Consider the following 17,107-nt stretch of genomic DNA (forward strand, 5'->3'; position numbering starts at 1 on the left):
ATCGGTTCACGATACGATGAGCGCGCGCCGGAGTCGAGGGGCACGACGGCATGGGGATTGGACGAATGGCCAGGGGATCGCAACCGAGCGGTACGACGACCGTGACGATCGGCGTGCCCACATATCGTCGGCCCGAGCTCCTCGGCGCACTCCTGCGCACCCTGCACGCGCGCATCGCCGAGTGCTCCGAGCTCGACGTCTCGATCGACGTCCTGATCGTGGACAACGACCCGGAAGGCACGGCGCGGGAGGTGTCGACCAACACCGATCTACCGGTCCGATACGTGATCGAGCCGACCCCGGGCATCGTCGCCGCACGCAACCGGATACTGGACGAGTGCGCCGATCGCGACATGGTCGCCTTCATCGACGATGACGAGGTCCCTCGGGAATCGTGGCTCTCCTCCCTTCTGACAGTCTGGCGGCAGTACGGCGCCGACGCCGTGATGGGGCGCGTGATCTCCGTGTTCGATGACACCGTCGACCCGTGGTTGCTCGCTTCAGGGACCTTCCGTCGCCCGCCCCGTCAGACCGGCACCGTGCTCCCGGTCGCTGCGGCGGGGAACCTGCTGCTCGACCTGCGCTCCGTCCGCCGGCTCGGGCTCCGTTTCGACCCGGCGCTGGGACTCGGCGGCGGCGAGGACACGCTCTTCTCCCGCCAACTCGTACAGCGCGGTGGGCTGATCGTGTGGTGCAACGAGTCCGAGACAGAGGACCACGTGGTCGCGGCGCGGCTCAGCCGCGCCTGGGCGGCGCAGCGCGCCTTCAGCTCGGCCAACGCCGGCACCCGAATCCAGCTGCAGCTGACGACGGGGAGAAGCAGCCGTGGAGTCCTCCGTGCTCGGGCGTTCCTGGGCGGCGTCGCGCGGATCGTCGTGGGAGGTCTGCGACGCGTTTTCGGCACCCTGACGTCGAACATCACCCACCACGCCCGAGGTACTCGGCTCGTCCATCGAGGCCGCGGCACGATCGCGGCGGTTTTCGGGCGTCGCTACGACGAGTATCGTCGCCCATCGAAGGATGACACCACCATGACCGAAGCCCCATCGGACATCCGCGTGATGCAGTCGCTCGGCGCACCGCGACCGACGACGAACCCGTACAACAAGATGCTCGATGAGGCGCTGGGCTCGACCGAAGGCCTCACGCATCTGCGCTTCTCTTGGGCGACAGCGCTGTTCGGTCGCTACGACGCATTCCACTGGCACTGGCCAGAGGCGAAGCTGCACGGCTCCACCTGGTGGAAGTCCACCGGAAAGTTCCTCCTCACGACGGCGCTCGTGCTCCGCCACCGCCTCTCGCGGAGGATCGCAGTGGTTCGGACCGTTCACAACATCGAACTGCCCGACGACAACGCACCGCGATTGTGGCTGCTGCGCTTCATCGACCGCCACACCGACTACCGGATCGTGATCAACGAGACGACCCCACTCCCCCCCGGCACCCCGCACAGTCTGATCCTGCACGGGGACTATCGCGGCTGGTACGCGGAGTTCCCGTTCGCCGAGCGCGTGCGCGGACAGCTCGGATCCTTCGGCGGAATCCGCCGGTACAAGGGTCTCGAAGGATTCATCGACGCCTATGCTGAGGCCGTCGCCGCCGAGCCGGCGTTGAGCCTACGAATCGGTGGACGTCCCTCGACGCCCGAACTCGGTGACGACCTTCGAACGCGAACCGCCGATCTCCCCGGCGTCGACCTTCACCTCGACTTCCTCAGCGACGCCGAGCTCGTCCAACTCGCCACGTCATCCGAGCTCATCGTGCTGGCGTACCGGTTCATGCACAATTCGGGGAGCGTGCTCGCCGCGCTGTCCATGGATCGCCCGGTGCTCGTTCCCCGCAACGAGGCGAATGAGGCTCTGGGACGCGAGGTCGGTCAGGAGTGGGTTCTCATGTACGACGGTGACCTCGACGCACCGACCATCGTCGAGGCATGGCGAGCGGCGACGGCGCTGACCGGTTCGCCCGACCTCTCGCGACGCGACTGGACCGACGCGGGCCGAGCGCACGCGGACGCGTTCCTCCTGGCCATACGAATGAAGCGACGCCGAGGCGGTGGCGCGAACACCGCGAACCGGTAAAGTCGAGCGTACGACTGTGGGGGTCGCGGACGGCAGGGGATGGCCGTCCCTCCTGTGACGCCGCCACGGACACCGATGTTTACGAGGGGGATCATGAAGGGCATCATTCTGGCTGGCGGTTCGGGAACCCGACTGCACCCGATCACTCTGGGCGTATCGAAGCAGTTGATCCCGGTCTACGACAAGCCGATGGTCTACTATCCGCTGTCGACGCTGATGCTCGCAGGAATCCGCGAGATCCTCATCATCACCACCCCGCATGACGCCGCGCATTTCGAGCGACTGCTCGGAGATGGATCGCAGTTCGGGGTCTCCCTGACGTTCGCCCAGCAGGAGTCGCCGGACGGTCTCGCTCAGGCGTTCACGATCGGTGCGGGCTTCATCGGTGACGACAGCGTCGCGCTCGTGCTCGGCGACAATCTGCTCTACGGCCCCGGACTCGGCACCCAGCTCAAACGCTTCTCCGAGATCGACGGCGGCGCCGTCTTCGCGTATTGGGTTGCGGAGCCTGAGGCCTACGGTGTCGTCGCTTTCGACGACGACGGACACGCTGTTTCCCTCGAGGAGAAGCCGAAGAATCCGCAGAGCAACTACGCCGTGCCGGGGCTGTACTTCTACGACAATGACGTGATCGAGATCGCTCGAGGACTCGCACCAAGCGCGCGCGGTGAATATGAGATCACCGACGTCAACCGCGAATACCTCAAGCGCGGAAAACTGCAGGTCGAGGTTCTGCCCCGCGGCACTGCCTGGCTCGATACAGGGACGTTCGATCAGATGACGGATGCCGCCGACTATGTACGGACGATGGAACGCCGCACCGGCATGAAGATCGGCGTGCCGGAGGAGGTCGCCTGGCGACAGGGCTTCCTCGACGACGACGGACTCCGCGCCCGTGCCGAAGCAACCGTGAAATCGGGATACGGCTCCTACCTGCTCGAACTCCTGGAACGAGGAAAACGATGACCCGTCTGCTCGTGACCGGTGGTGCCGGATTCATCGGATCGAACTTCGTGCACCACGTCGTGGCGCACACGGACGCTCTCGTGACCGTGCTCGACAAGCTGACCTACGCGGGCAACCGCGCCTCACTGGCGGGTCTCCCGGAAGACCGCGTCGAGTTCGTCGAGGGCGACATCGCTGACGCCGCCCTCGTCGACAGCCTGTTCGCGAAGGCGGACGCCGTCGTGCACTACGCGGCCGAGTCGCACAACGACAATTCGCTGCACGACCCCCGGCCGTTCCTCGACACGAACATCATCGGGACCTACACGCTGCTCGAGGCCGCCCGACGTCATGAGCGGCGCTTTCATCACATCTCTACGGACGAGGTGTACGGAGATCTCGAGCTCGACGCCCCGGAGCGCTTCACAGAGCACACACCGTACAACCCCTCTTCGCCGTATTCATCGACGAAGGCGGGCAGTGACCTGCTCGTGCGCGCCTGGGTGCGATCTTTCGGAGTCCGGGCGACGATCTCGAACTGCTCCAACAACTACGGGCCCTACCAGCACGTGGAGAAGTTCATCCCACGTCAGATCACGAACGTCCTGCGCGGCATACGACCGAAGCTCTACGGGGAGGGCCGGAACGTGCGCGACTGGATCCACGCCGACGACCACTCCTCCGCCGTGCTCACTATCCTCGAGAAGGGCGAGATCGGCGAGACCTATTTGATCGGGGCGGACGGCGAGAAGGACAACAGATCGGTCGTCGAACTGATCCTGACGCAGATGGGGCAGCCAGCGGACGCCTACGATCATGTGACAGACCGCGCGGGCCACGACCTGCGCTACGCGATCGACTCCACCAAGCTCCGCACGGAACTGGGCTGGGCACCCCAGTTCTCCGACTTCGAGTCGGGCCTCGCCTCCACCATCGACTGGTATCGCGCCAACGAGGACTGGTGGGCACCGACCAAGGACGCTACCGAGTCTTTCTACACGGCCAAGGGCCAGTGATGACCGACTTCGGCAAGGTTCTGGCGGTCAGCACGACCTCGATTCCCGGCCTGCTCGTGGTCGACCTACCGGTGCACGGCGATTCACGAGGATGGTTCAAGGAGAACTGGCAGCGCGAGAAGATGGTCGCCGTCGGTCTGCCGGACTTCGGGCCGGTCCAGAACAACGTCTCGTTCAACGATGCGGTCGGGACCACACGCGGCATCCATGCCGAGCCCTGGGACAAGTGGGTTTCCGTCGCCACGGGGAAGATCTTCGGAGCCTGGGTCGACCTTCGCGCCGGCGACACGTTCGGCATGGTCTTCACGACCGAGATCGATCCGTCGACGGCGATCTTCGTCCCTCGCGGCGTCGGCAATGCCTACCAGACGCTCGAAGCAGACACGGCCTACACCTATCTCGTCAACGACCACTGGTCTCCCGACGCTGAGTATTCGTTCCTGAACCTCGCCGATGAGACGGCGGCCATCGCCTGGCCCATCCCGCTCACCGATGCCGAGGTCTCGGCGAAGGACCTCGCACATCCCCGCCTCGCTGAGGTGACGCCCATCGGCCCCCGGAAGATCCTGGTCCTCGGCGGTGCGGGCCAACTCGGACTCGCGCTGCGAGATGTGTGGGGCGAGGCCGGCCACGTGGAGTACACGACGCGGGGCATGCTCGACCTCAGGGCGGATGATCTGTCCACGGCGCGCCGATGGCGCGACTACGGGGTGATCGTCAACGCCGCCGCGTACACCGCTGTGGATCTCGCCGAGACCCCGGAAGGGCGCGAGGAGGCCTGGGCCGCGAACGTCTCCGGGGTATCGGCACTGGCCCGCGTCGCAACGGAGAACGGCATCACCCTGGTCCACGTCTCCAGCGACTACGTCTTCGACGGCGCGAAGGCGACCCCGTATGCGGAGTCAGATCCGGTGCGACCTCTCGGCGTCTACGGACAGACGAAGGCAGCGGGCGATGCGGTCGTCGCGACAGTTCCCCGCCACTACATCATCCGCACTTCCTGGGTTATCGGCGAGGGGCGCAACTTCGTGCGCACGATGGCTTCGCTCGCCGAACGGGGTGTCGCGCCCCGCGTCGTCAGCGACCAGATCGGACGGCTCACCTTCACCCAAGACCTCGCCACGGCGATCCACCACCTGTTGTCGAGCGAGGCACCATACGGCATCTACAACGTGACGGGTGCCGGAGAGGCGCAGTCGTGGGCCGACGTCGCCCGCGCGGTCTACCGTCTCACCGGGCATGACCCGGACGCCGTGCGTGACGTGTCGACCGCGGAGTATTTCGCCGACCAGGCGGGTCCGATCGCGCCACGACCCCTGAACAGTGTTTTGGACCTGCATCGCATCACGTCGACGGGGTGGTCACCACGAGAAGCGGGTACCGCTCTCGAGAGTTATCTGTCAGCGCCCTAGGCGTTGTTCCCCGACACGTTGTGAACGGCTGAGCGAGGCGAGGACCGTCACTCCGACACCGGGCTCGTCTCAGGCTGACGGCTCCCCACGGGCCTCCCCCTGTCGCACGCCCGTGCTTCGAGGTTCGCATCGAAGGCTCGATTGTGGATAACTTCGACGGGCTGCAGGCGAACACCGCTAGAGTCTCTCGATCACCGACGTACAGCGGCGCTCGGCGAATAGCCGCGAGGTCCGGTCTGCGACCGTCGCAGGGCACTGAGTGCGCCACCATCGACCAAGGAGACAGCCAGCATGCCCGGACATATGAAGCGCATCACGCGAATCGCGATGGCGGGAAGCGTTCTTTCGACACTGGCCCTAGGTTCTCTGGTCGTACCCGCGGCGAGCGCAACCGACACCCTCATCAGTGATGTCGAGGTGAACGTCGCCTCAGGTGAGTCGCGCATGCTGAGCCTCACCGAAGATGCGCCGCAGAACTCCGTCACCAGCGTGACCTTCACTCCTTCGACGCTGCCTGACGCCGGGCCGGGGCACATCATCGGGGTGCAGAGCCGAGCCACGCAGTCCGGCAGCTACATGCTGTGGTCGAGAGTGGCGCCCACCGGTGAGGTCTTCGTCGGTATCGACCGTCTCGCCGCGCACAAGTACGGCGTGCTGGCTCCAGTCGAAGTCGTGCTGGCCGAATCCAAGCTCGCAGACGTCGCCGGGCTCGGCGAGAGCATCCAGCTGTCATTGACGACCGCAGATGCTGGGGCGGAAGTCCACCTGAGCGCCGAGGCCGGCGTGGGCGAGGGCAAGACACAGGACTTCACAGCGGCCGACACGGGTGATGACAGACTGACTGCCGGCGGCGGCGCGGACATCGCGTTCTTCGGAGCCAGATCGTCCCCCGGCCTCACGGTGAAGGTGAACGACGCGAACGTCGCGGAGGCACCCGCGGCCCCGACCTGGGAGGACGACTTTGAGGGCGCTCTGGATACCTCTTCGTGGGAGGCCCGCCGATTCATGGACGCAAACACTCTCGACGGGGCGAACTTCCCTGAGAACGTGAGCGTCGTGGACGGCAACCTCCGGTTGCGTATGCAGAAGCTGGCCGCGCCACAGCAGTTCAACGGCAAGACCATCACCTACAGCGGAGGTTACGTCTGGTCGCGCGGCAAGCACCACATCGGGTACGGCAAGACCGAGATCCGGGCGAAGATGCTGACGCCGGGATCATCCACGGGGCTCTGGTCAGCGATCTGGTTCCGCGATGTGAATCTCGGTGGTGAAATCGACCTCTTCGAAGCTATCGGCACGCCGAACCTGCAGCCGGGCTACTACCCGAACGACGGCACCGGTATCCAGCAGACCATTTACAAACAGACGGGCGTGAAGACAAAGGGGGAATACACCCAACGCAACTTCACTCTGACGACGCCGAGCGATCGGTGGCATACCTACACGCTGGAGCAGACTCCTCAGTTCATCGCACTTTCCGTGGATGGGGTCGAAACGTTCCGCACGTCTGACCCGAAGATCCTCGCCGGATTCAGCGGTCAGCTCGACATCCGTTTCTCCCAGTTCATCGGAGAGAGCTGGGGCGCCCGCACCGGCCCCGCCACGGGCGCCATCAACGATGTCCTCATCGACTATGTGAAGCACTGGGCATACGCGGAATAAGGCAGCGGCTTGAACCGGATCCATCAGCTCGTTGCCCGCTACGACGACACGCGACCGTGTACCGCACCGGAGGCGCTCACGGCTCCGAGGTCGGGCCTCGGGGTCTCCGCGCCCTAGAGCTCGCCGGGCTTCATCGCTTCAGCGTCGATGGCCCGAATCACACGCAGCGCGGCGGTATCCGGCTTCGGCTCGGATGCCGCCGCGTCGTCGTTCCGGCGCCGCTTCGGGGCGTAGACGACGAGCGAGTGGAACAGGAACCGCGCGAAGAAGGCAACGATAAGAGAGAGGGCCGTCGCGAGCACGCTCGAGATGTGCCAGGACTCGACCATCAATGCCATCACGGGGATCCGCAGCGCCGCCTCGACGTTGTTGAAGGCGAAGGAACTGGCGAAGCGGACCCCGAGGCCACGGGCGTCGGTGCGCATGTCGGCGAAGACGAAGCGCTCCTGCAGCAGGAAGTTCCCGATGATCGTGACCTCGGCGCCGATGATGGCCGCCCAGATGTACGGGACGCCGGCGGCGGTCAGCGCCCACATGATCCCGAGGTTCGCGGCGGCGCCGATCGCGCCGATCAGTGCGAACAAGGACATCTTCCCGAATCGCAGACGTGCGAGGTGCGCGATGAAGGTCGCTCCCTGGCGCAGACTCGCCTTCGACGTCCCGTGCCGGCGCTCGGCGAACTCCATCGGCACCTCGGCGATGCGAAGGTCGTTGCGGGCCAGGATCTCGAGGAGGATCTTGAAACCCTGAGGCTGGAGATTCGCGACGTCGAGGCGCTTCCGGTCCACCAGGAAGAAGCCCGTCATCGGGTCGGTGCTGCGAGCGAGCCGGATCGGGAACATCGCCCGGGTCAGCCAGGTCGCAGCGCGCGAGACGCCGAAACGCACGGCCGTCCCGAGGCCACGGGTGTCCCCTCCGCCGACGTAGCGGGACGCGGCGACGAGATCGGCATCCCCCGCGTCGTAGCGGTCGAGCAGGGCGGGCAGGAGCTCCGGCGGATGCTGGAGATCGCCATCCATGACGATGCAGACGTCGAAGGACGCGGCTTCGATCCCGACGACCACGGCCCCGCCCAGACCGCCGTGGTTCTCGGCGCGATGGATGACGCGCACCGGGACCGGGGCATCGGCGGCGACGCGCACCACTTCGGCAGCGGTGTCGTCGGTGCTGTCGTCGACGAAGAGGATCTCGGCATCCCCCTCGGGGAGCGCAGCGGCGATGCGGGCGACGAGTTCCGCGACGTTGTCGCGTTCGTTGAACGTCGGCACGATGACCGTGACCGGTGTCCCCACGTCAGCCCCCCTCTTCCGCACGCGCAATGCCTGCGGCCTCCATCGTTCCATGTGTTCCTGTGGGGAAAGAAACCCGAACCTGCTAGACTCTCGACTTGCGGCTGTGGGAGTCGCTGAGCGGGTGGGGATCCGCTTACTGGGGACTACTGATCTGGGGAGATCATGGGGACGCGTATCGGCTATGCCGTTGGTGCTTTCGACCTTTTTCACGTCGGGCATCTGAATCTACTTCGTCACGCCAAGCAGCACTGCGACATCCTGATCGCGGGTGTCGTCAGCGACGAGATGCTGCGCCAGGTGAAGGGCATCGAGCCCGTCATCCCGACGCCCGAGCGCGCGGAGATCGTGAAGCACATCTCCTTCGTCGACGACGTCTATGTGGAGACCACACCATCGAAGATGGACTCCTGGCGCGACGTGCACTTCACGCACTTCTTCAAGGGCGACGACTGGCGCGGAACCGACAAGGGCCTGCGCCTCGAGCGCGAGTTCGCCGAGGTCGGCGTCGAGGTCGTGTACTTCCCGTACACGGCGCACACCTCGAGCTCATCGCTGCGCCGAGCGCTCGACGCGATCACGGCCGGCGCGAACGCCCCGGCCGTCGCCGCGACCCGCTGACCTTCGGGCGTCGCTCAGTTCGCGACGCCGAGAAGGCTGCGCGCCATCCGCGCCACGTGTGGAGGGGTGTGCGGGCCCAGCCAGACGGTCCACGGGGACCACGGTTCGCCGCATGCCCACTCCACGCACCAGGCGTGGACGGCGTTCGCGAGTCGCTCACCGCGAGCGTGTGCACGGAAGCCGTCGCCACGCACGAGCCACCGCACCGAGACGCCCTCGGGAACATCGATGTGGCGGAACTGGATGCGCGCCGCGACCTCGAGGAGGATGACCCCCTGGGCGTCCCAGGGCAGCCGCGCCCCGATGCCCGCGATGGTACCGGCATCGGCCGCATCGCCTGCGATGAGCACGGCCCCCTCGATGCTGTCCCAGTCAGGGTCATCCAGGTGTTCGCACGCGCTACTCATGCCACCAGCATAGATAAGGGTAGCCTTACCTATCAAGAGGCTTCTCAGCGCCACCCCATCCACGCGGCCGTAGGCTGGAGGCATGACTTCTCCTGCCTCCGACACCATCACGATGTTCGGCGCCGACTGGTGCCGCGACTGCATCCGCACCAAGAAGCAGCTCGATGCGCTCGGCGTCGAGTACACCTATGTCGACCTCGTCGCGGAGCCCGCTGCCGCGGACATCGCGAAGGACATCTCGGGGCGCACGAACATCCCGGTCGTCGTGTACCCCGACGCCTCGCACCACGTCGAGCCGTCGAACGCCGATGTCGAGTCGAAGCTGCGCGAGCTCGCACTGATCTGAACGGTCGCCGTGGCGCCGCTACACTGGCGCGATGAGCACTGAGGCTCGGCCCGAACGAGCATCCGTCCGCCTCTCCCCGCGCACGATCGTGCTGTACGCGATCGGGTCGCTGGGGACCGGCGGTTACGCCACCCTGCCCGGGCTGGTGCTGACGTACTTCCTGACCGACAACCTCGGCGTGGCCGCGCTGGCCGCGGGACTCATCGTCACCGCGGCGAAGATCTGGGACGTCCTGATCGATCCCCTGATCGGCGCGGCCTCCGATCGACAGCTCGCACGCACGGGGTCCCGTCGCGGGTTCATGGTCACGGGCGCCCTCGCGCTCCCGCTGTTCTTCGCACTCACCTTCGCCGTCCCCCCTTCCTGGGGACCGGTGACGGGAGCCATCAGCGTCCTGCTGGCGTTCCTCGCGACCGCGACGGCCTTCAGCCTGTTCCAGGTGCCCTACGTCGCGCTTCCCGCAGAGCTGACGGGCAGCTACGACGAGCGCACCCGCCTGCTGGGTTGGCGCGTCGTCGTGCTCACCGCGGCGATCCTGCTCTTCGGCGCCGGCGGTCCGGCGCTGCGCAACGCCGGCTCCGATCCCGTCCTGGGATACCTCCTGATGGGGATCGCCTCCGGCCTGGCGATCGGCATCGGCATGCTGATCGCCGCCCGCACGGCGGACATCGCGGCGCGGCGCACCGCGCACACCCCCGGCGCACCGATCGTGTCCTCCACCTGGCGCGACCAGTACATGTCCGGCTTCCGGGCACTCGGACGCAGCCAACCGTTCCGCGCCCTGCTGGGGACCTTCGTCCTGCAGGCGCTCGCGACGGGGACGATGCTCGCCGGCGCCCAGTACGTCGCGACCTGGGTCCTGCGATCCGAAGACGCGGTGACGCTCGTGTTCGTCGCCCTCGTCGGACCCGCGCTGCTCGCGACGCCGGCGTGGACCGCGCTCGCCCGGCGCACCGGGAAGGAACGCGCATTCGCCATCGCCAGCGGCTTGTTCACCGCCGCAGCGGCAACCCTCGTCATCGCGGTCTGGACGCCCGGCGCGTGGATCTACGCATCCGTCGCCGTCGCCGGCATCGCCTACGCGGGGCTCCAGTCCCTGCCGATGGCGATGCTGCCCGATGTCATCTCGCACGACGAGCGCACCAGCGGGCCGGGACAGGCGGGCACGTTCACCGGCATCTGGACCGCGGGCGAGACCGTGGGCTTCGCCCTGGGCGCGACCGCGGTGTCACTGACCCTCGCCACCACCGGCTACATCTCCACCGTCGCCGGCGCCACCGTCGAGCAACCGGCGGCCGCGATCACGGGCATCGTCCTGAGCTTCAGCATCCTCCCCGCTGCACTGATGGCGGCGAGCCTGCTGACCCTCCGCCACTATCGCCTGCGCAGGGAAGACATCGACGCCGTGGCGAGCCTCGACGCCTAAGCTGGGATCCCGTCCGAAGGAGACATCGATGACTTCTGCGAGCACCTCCACCGCCGCCACGCCCGCTCCGAAGCGCGCGCCGAAGACCGAGGCTCCCGGGATGAGCGCGGGCGAGCGTGAACGGCTCGACACCGCCGTCGACGACCTGCACGCCGGTGCACGCACGTGGTCAGCCCTCACGATCGCTCAACGCGTGACCCTGCTGCGCGCGGTGCGCACGAGCGTCGCCGCCACCGCCGAGGACTGGGCGAACACGGCCTCCGCCTCCAAGGGCCTCGACGGGGCGCATCCGCTGCGGGGCGAAGAGTGGCTCAGCGGCCCCTACAGCGTGATCGGCGCGCTCGATGCCTACATCGCGACCCTCTCCCGCCTGGCGGAAGGCACCAACCCGCTCGACGGCATCACAATCGACCGCGCCCCGGGTGGACGTACCCGGGTGCACGCCTTCCCCCTGACCGGGATCGACAGGTTCCTACTGTCCGGCTTCACGGGCGAGGTCTGGCTGGAGCCCGGGATCACCCCGAACGCCGCGCGCGCGTCCGCCGGTCTCGCGCAGCGCACTCCGACCGCGTCGGGCGGCGTCGGACTCGTGCTCGGTGCCGGCAACATCACCTCGATCCCCGTCCTCGACGTGTTCTACGAACTGCTCGCTCACAATCGCACGGCGCTGCTGAAGGTGAACCCCACTCAGGACGCCCTCGTGCCGGTGTACAAGCGTGCGCTCGCGCCCCTCATCGAGCCGGGCTTCCTGCGCATCGTGCGAGGTGGCCCGGCGGTCGGCGCCTTCCTCACCGACCACCCCGGACTCGCGCATGTGCACATCACCGGGTCCGCCGCGACGTTCGACACCATCGTATGGGGGCCGTCGAAGGGCGAGGGCGCCGCGGCCACGAAGCGCCGTCGCCGCGAGAACCGCCCGCGCCTGAAGAAGCCGATCACGGCCGAGCTCGGCGGCGTCTCACCGATCATCGTGGTGCCCGGCGCGTGGACGGAGGCCGACCTCACCTACCACGCCGAGCACATCGCGACCATGCGGCTGCAGAACTCCGGACACAACTGCATCGCGGGCCAAGTGGTGATCATGTCGTCGGAGTGGGATCAAGCCGATGCGTTCCGAGCCGCGCTGCGCCGTGCATACGCCAACGCCCCCGAACGTCCGACCTGGTACCCGGGCTCCGCCTCGCGGATGGAGCTCGCATCCGACGCCTACCCCGACGCCCTCGTGCTGGGCGACCGGCTGCTCGTCGAGATCGACGCCGACGACGACGCGACCGCGCTGGAGACCACCGAGTACTTCGCCCCGGTGCTGGGAGTCGTGACCGTGCCGGGAACCGGCCAGGACTTCCTGGATGCCGCTGTCGCCCATGCGAACGACAGGCTGGAGGGCACCCTCGGCGCGAACCTGCTGATCGACCCTGCAACGGAGAAGTCGCTCGGTGCCGGATTCGAACGGGCCATCGCCGCGCTCCACTATGGCTCCGTCGCCATCAACAGCTGGACGGCATTCGCATTCATCACCCCGACACTGACCTGGGGCGCGTTCCCAGGCGGCACGATCGACGAGGTCGGCAGCGGCCTGGGGGTCGTGCACAACGCGCTCCTGCTCGACGGGGTCGAGCGCTCCGTGCTCCGCGGACCGTTCCGCCCCCTCCCGCGCTCGCTGCCGATCGCGAACGGCGGTGGACGGTTCACGATCCTGCCGAAGCCGCCCTGGTTCGTCTCCGCGCGCACCGGTGCGGCCGTCAGCGAAGGACTGACCCGCTACCGGGTCGACGGCAGTCTCGTGGGGCTCGTGAAGACCTTGACGAAGGCTCTCCGAGCCTGACGGTCAGCGCGCACCGAGCCTGACGGTCAGCGCGCGACGAGCCTGACGGTCAGCGCGCAACGAAGGAGAAATCATGGAATGAAGGAGCCGGTCGCGCATCCACTCCTTCGTTCCATGAGATCTCCTTCACGTCGTGCGGCTCGCTCGGGCGAATCGGTCGGTCGCCGCGCGTAGCGCCTTCTGCGTGCCGGGCTCGGTCGCCGCATGACCGGCGTCGTCGACCACGATGAACTCCGCCTCGGGCCACGCCCGGTGCAGATCCCACGCCGTCATCATCGGGGTCGCGACGTCGTGTCGACCCTGCACGATGACCGCGGGGATGTGGCGGATGGCGTCGACGCCGGCGATCAGCTGCCCCTCGTCCCACCACCCGCGATGGACGAAGAAGTGGTTCTCGATGCGGGCGAACGCGGTGGCCTTCTGCGGATCGGACAGGGCGGCGATCTGCGCGGGATCCGGTGTGAGCGTCACGGTCGCCGCCTCCCAGGTCGACCAGGCGATCGCGGCGGGCACGTGCACCGCCGGGTCGGGGTCGAAGAGTCGGCGGTGGTATGCCTCGATCAGGTGCGAGCGCTCCAGGATCGGGATCTGCGCGAGGAAGCTCTCCCAGAGGTCCGGGAAGAGGGCCGCTGCCCCGCCCTCGTAGAACCACTCGAGCTCCTCGCGACGCAGCGTGAAGATCCCGCGGAGCACGAGTTCGGTCACCGCAGACGGATGTGCCTGCGCATAGGCGAGTGCGAGGGCGCTCCCCCACGACCCGCCGAACACCTGCCACTCGCCGATGCCGAGGTTCTTGCGCAGCAGCTCGATGTCGGCGATCAGGTGGGCGGTGGTGATGTGACGGAAGTCGGCATCGGGAGCACTCGCGTGCGGTGTGCTGCGCCCGCACCCCCGCTGATCGAACAGCACGATGCGATAGGCCTCCGGGTCGAAGAACCGCCGCTGCCAGGGCGAGGTTCCACTTCCGGGGCCGCCGTGCAGGAAGACCACCGGCTTGCCGTCGGGGTTGCCGCTGACCTCCCAGTACACGCGGTGACCGTCTCCGACGAGCATCTCCCCCGTGTCGTACGGTTCGATCGGTGGATACAGTGCGTCTGTCTTCGTCATCATCGGCCCCCCAGCCGGTCGTGCAGTACTGCCTCTTCCACCGTAACGGACCTGCCTCGCGGGTGCCCCTTTGCTAGAGGTCACCTTCGGCGAGGGTGAACACCTGGCCGCAGGCGCCCAGCCCGTTCTGGTACCCCTCGGCGAACCAGCGCTGACGCTGATCACTGGAGCCGTGCGTCCAACTCTCCGGGTTCACGAAACCGGACTGCGCCTGGATGTTGTCGTCACCGACCGCTGCCGCCGCGTTCAGGGCGTCGACCCGTTGCGCCTCGGTGGTCGGCTTCAGGTACGGGACACCCTTGCTGTCGGTCTCCTCCGAGATCCGGCCGATCCAGGCCCCGGCGTAGCAATCCGCCTGCAGTTCCATCCGCACCCCGTTGCTGCCCGGGCCCGTCCCGTTGTTCGGGTAGCGGTCCATGTCGCCCGTGATGTTCTGGATGTGGTGGCCCCACTCGTGCCCGACGATGTAGAGCTGCGCAAGGTCACCGGCCGACGCCCCGAACTGCTGCTGCATGAGCTGGAAGAACGTGGGGTCCACGTAGACCCCCTCCTCGGGCGGGCAGTAGAACGGTCCGACGGCGTTGGACGCCGTTCCGCACTGCGTGGGCGTGGAGCCGTCGACCACGATCATCTGCGGGGCGCGATACCCGTCGACGTTCTCCGCCCAGAAGTCATCGAGCGCGAGCTGCGCGCCGGCCATCCGGCAGTCGATGTCCGCGTTCGCATCCGCGCCGGTGTCGCAGTTCTCGATGACCGATCCGCCGACGGGCTCGCCGCTCCCGCTCGGCGCCCCACCCCCGAGCAGCCCGGTCAGGTCGATGCCGAGGAGGGGGCCCGCGATGAGCGCGATGATGCCGAGCACGCCCACTCCCGCACCCCCGGCGATGGCTGCGGTGCGACCGCGTCGACGGGTCGTGTTGCCCGAGATGTCGGCGTCGGGATTGAAGGTCATGCGACGAGGGTACTCCGAGGGACGACCGGCGTGATCGGACGTATGCTCGGGGCATGACGACCACGATCACCCTCACCGGCGCCGGCGGCCAGATCGGCTACGCACTGCTGTTCCGCATCGCGGCGGGCGACCTGCTCGGACCGGACGAGAAGGTACGGCTCCGCCTGTTGGAGATCCCGCAGGGGCTCGGTGCCGCGGAGGGCGCCGCACTGGAGCTGCAGGACGGCGCGTTCGGCTTGCTCGAGCATGTCGAGGTGACGGATGACGCCGCGGTGGGCTTCGACGGGTGCGACCTCGCCCTGCTCGTGGGGGCCCGCCCCCGCGGGCCCGGGATGGAGCGCGCCGACCTGCTCGCCGCCAATGCCGGCATCTTCGGCCCGCAGGGCGCGGCCATCGCGGCGAACGCGGCGGCGGGAGTGCGCGTCACCGTGGTCGGGAACCCCGCCAACACCAACGCCCTGATCGCGGCCGCGTCGGCGGACGGCGTACCCGCCGAGCGCTTCACCGCCCTGACGCGCCTCGACGAGAACCGCGCGCGGGCCCAGCTCGCGCAGACCCTCGGCACCCCGGTGCACACCGTGCGCCGCGTGCCGATCTGGGGCAACCACTCCGCGACGCAGTTCCCCGACATCTCGCACGCCACGGTCGCCGGCCGTCCGGTGGCGCCGGCTCTGGAACAGATCGTCGGTGACGTGCCGGCGTGGCTCGACGAAACCTTCATCCCGCGGGTGGCGAAGCGCGGAGCGGAGATCATCGCGGTGCGCGGTTCTTCGTCGGTGGCGTCGGCCGCGAACGCGACCATCGAGCACGTGCGCGACTGGGTCCGGGGCACCGACGACTGGACCTCGGCCGGCGTCGTCTCGCACGGCGAGTACGGCGTCCCGGAGGGTCTCGTCTCGTCCTTCCCCGTGCGCTCCGTCGACGGTGAATGGCAGATCGTCGAAGGGCTGGAGCTGAGTGAGTGGGCACGCGCGCGGATCGACGCGTCCGTCGCAGAACTGCTCCAGGAGCGAGAGACGGTGCAAGCCCTCGGTCTGTTGTGAATCCGGTCGCCGCGGCGCCGTCCGACAGGGCAGAATGGATGCCGGAGGTGCGCGATGAGCGAGACGATCGATCCCATGAAGGCGACTGCCGTCGATGAGGCGCTGACGAGCCCGTTGCACCTGCCTCATGATGCCGCGGCCTGCCCGAAGTGCTTCACCGAGTTGCAGCAGAACCGCAACTTCTGGACCGCACGCCCTGACGGCTCGCGCCTGGTCGGTCTCGTCGTCGCTCGGGAGGGCATGCCGTCGGTCGTCAAGCAGCGCGAAGACCTCACCCGCTTCGGCGTGCCGATCGAGGGGTTCCGTCACCCGGCACCCGACATCCTGGAGAGCTGGAACGACCGTCTCGCGCGTCTGATCGCGACTCTGACACACGGCGATGTGTTGGTCGTCGTGAACATCAAGGCTCTCGGCCGCGACGCCGAAGAGGGCGCCCGCACCGTCGCCGAACTGCGCCGCCACGGGATCATCGTGAAGGTCCTGGGCCACGACGCCCGGCACCTCGCCGACGCCGCACGCTGACACCACTGAAGCTGATCTGCGGAACAGCGCCTTCGAGAGCGCGCTTGTCGATCTCGACGTCTGACATGGCTTCCCCCGGTTCTGCCGTGATCTGCCATGGCCGGGCGTTCGTCCGGCACCCATGGGGAGTTGTCCCCACGGGGCGCCGAGTGCGCGCCGTTCTAGGGTGGAGGTCATCCACGCAACAGACTTCCACACGAGAGCTCCCGACCCTCGAGGTGACCGGCATTGACTGATCGCACTCCCGACGACGACGAAGAAGAGGGCCGACCACCTGGTCAACCCTCTCCGTGAAACCGTGCCGTTCGTCAGCTGCCGGCGAGCTGCTGATCCAGATCCTGGATCGCCCGCATCATGCCCAGCAGCGACTCCGACATGTCATTGATACCGTCGACCGCGGTCTTCAGACCCGTCGTCAACTCCGTGTACCCCTCACCGAACTTCCCCGACGCA

At 67.6% G+C, this 17,107-nt stretch carries 15 protein-coding genes; 11 read left to right on the forward strand and 4 right to left on the reverse strand.

Translation table 11 applies throughout. The features are described 5' to 3' along the window. The first annotated feature begins 113 nt into the window (after positions 1 to 113). The 5 genes from L978_RS18530 (at position 114) to L978_RS06110 (ending at position 7,116) form a co-directional block, all read left to right on the forward strand. A complete protein-coding gene (locus tag L978_RS18530) occupies positions 114 to 2,081 on the forward strand; it encodes a glycosyltransferase (RefSeq protein ID WP_197055620.1) in 1,968 nt (655 codons plus the stop codon). 93 nt (positions 2,082 to 2,174) lie between these two features. Then, the gene (rfbA, locus tag L978_RS06095) at positions 2,175 to 3,047 is read left to right on the forward strand and encodes a glucose-1-phosphate thymidylyltransferase RfbA (RefSeq protein ID WP_047521318.1); all 873 of its coding nucleotides are present in this window, start codon (positions 2,175 to 2,177) and stop codon (positions 3,045 to 3,047) included. Then, positions 3,044 to 4,042, forward strand: coding sequence for a dTDP-glucose 4,6-dehydratase (gene rfbB, locus L978_RS06100; protein WP_047521321.1), 999 nt, complete (start codon positions 3,044 to 3,046; stop codon positions 4,040 to 4,042). The genes rfbA and rfbB overlap by 4 nt, the downstream gene beginning before the upstream one ends. Next, positions 4,042 to 5,454 (forward strand): sugar nucleotide-binding protein, encoded by a 1,413-nt coding sequence (locus L978_RS06105; RefSeq protein WP_047521322.1) that lies wholly within the window; start codon positions 4,042 to 4,044, stop codon positions 5,452 to 5,454. Before rfbB ends, L978_RS06105 begins: the two co-directional genes overlap by 1 nt. 291 nt (positions 5,455 to 5,745) lie before the next feature. Further along, positions 5,746 to 7,116, forward strand: coding sequence for a glycoside hydrolase family 16 protein (locus tag L978_RS06110; protein WP_081996933.1), 1,371 nt, complete (start codon positions 5,746 to 5,748; stop codon positions 7,114 to 7,116). Between the two features lie 113 nt (positions 7,117 to 7,229). Here L978_RS06110 and L978_RS06115 read toward each other — a convergent pair whose 3' ends face one another. Further along, entirely contained in the window at positions 7,230 to 8,408 is a 1,179-nt protein-coding gene (locus L978_RS06115) for a glycosyltransferase (protein ID WP_442921797.1), read from the reverse strand. A gap of 162 nt (positions 8,409 to 8,570) precedes the next feature. Here L978_RS06115 and L978_RS06120 point away from each other — a divergent pair, with 162 nt between their 5' ends. Then, entirely contained in the window at positions 8,571 to 9,026 is a 456-nt protein-coding gene (locus L978_RS06120; protein ID WP_047521328.1) for an adenylyltransferase/cytidyltransferase family protein, read from the forward strand. A 14-nt stretch (positions 9,027 to 9,040) separates the two neighbouring features. On the opposite strand, the gene L978_RS06125 is transcribed toward L978_RS06120, so the two are convergent. After that, the gene (locus tag L978_RS06125; RefSeq protein WP_047521331.1) at positions 9,041 to 9,433 is read right to left on the reverse strand and encodes an SIP domain-containing protein; all 393 of its coding nucleotides are present in this window, start codon (positions 9,431 to 9,433) and stop codon (positions 9,041 to 9,043) included. Between the two features lie 82 nt (positions 9,434 to 9,515). Here L978_RS06125 and L978_RS06130 point away from each other — a divergent pair, with 82 nt between their 5' ends. From L978_RS06130 to L978_RS06140, 3 genes are read left to right on the forward strand one after another with little or no spacing between them, the layout of a single operon-like run. Beyond that, positions 9,516 to 9,779, forward strand: coding sequence for a glutaredoxin domain-containing protein (locus L978_RS06130; RefSeq protein ID WP_047521334.1), 264 nt, complete (start codon positions 9,516 to 9,518; stop codon positions 9,777 to 9,779). 31 nt (positions 9,780 to 9,810) lie between these two features. Next, positions 9,811 to 11,205, forward strand: a complete 1,395-nt coding sequence (locus L978_RS06135) for an MFS transporter (protein ID WP_047521337.1) — start codon at positions 9,811 to 9,813, stop codon at positions 11,203 to 11,205. A gap of 28 nt (positions 11,206 to 11,233) precedes the next feature. Then, on the forward strand, positions 11,234 to 13,030 hold the full coding sequence (locus L978_RS06140; protein ID WP_081996935.1) for an aldehyde dehydrogenase family protein: 1,797 nt from the start codon (positions 11,234 to 11,236) through the stop codon (positions 13,028 to 13,030). A gap of 126 nt (positions 13,031 to 13,156) precedes the next feature. On the opposite strand, the gene pip is transcribed toward L978_RS06140, so the two are convergent. Continuing rightward, positions 13,157 to 14,140 carry a prolyl aminopeptidase gene (gene pip / locus L978_RS06145; protein WP_081996936.1) on the reverse strand — a complete coding sequence of 328 codons (984 nt, stop codon included), beginning with the start codon at positions 14,138 to 14,140 and terminating at the stop codon, positions 13,157 to 13,159. A 70-nt stretch (positions 14,141 to 14,210) separates the two neighbouring features. Next, positions 14,211 to 15,089: a KPN_02809 family neutral zinc metallopeptidase gene (ypfJ, locus tag L978_RS06150; protein WP_047521340.1), complete on the reverse strand. Its 879-nt coding sequence runs from the start codon at positions 15,087 to 15,089 to the stop codon at positions 14,211 to 14,213. A gap of 53 nt (positions 15,090 to 15,142) precedes the next feature. Between ypfJ and L978_RS06155 the strand changes: the two genes are divergently transcribed. Together L978_RS06155 and L978_RS06160 are read left to right on the forward strand one after the other, a co-directional pair. Further along, positions 15,143 to 16,132: a malate dehydrogenase gene (locus L978_RS06155; RefSeq protein WP_047521342.1), complete on the forward strand. Its 990-nt coding sequence runs from the start codon at positions 15,143 to 15,145 to the stop codon at positions 16,130 to 16,132. Between the two features lie 54 nt (positions 16,133 to 16,186). After that, positions 16,187 to 16,654 carry a recombinase family protein gene (locus L978_RS06160; RefSeq protein ID WP_047521344.1) on the forward strand — a complete coding sequence of 156 codons (468 nt, stop codon included), beginning with the start codon at positions 16,187 to 16,189 and terminating at the stop codon, positions 16,652 to 16,654. Positions 16,655 to 17,107 lie beyond the last annotated feature (453 nt).

Source organism: Microbacterium sp. ZOR0019 (assembly GCF_000800925.1).
Classification (GTDB): domain Bacteria; phylum Actinomycetota; class Actinomycetes; order Actinomycetales; family Microbacteriaceae; genus Microbacterium; species Microbacterium aurugineum.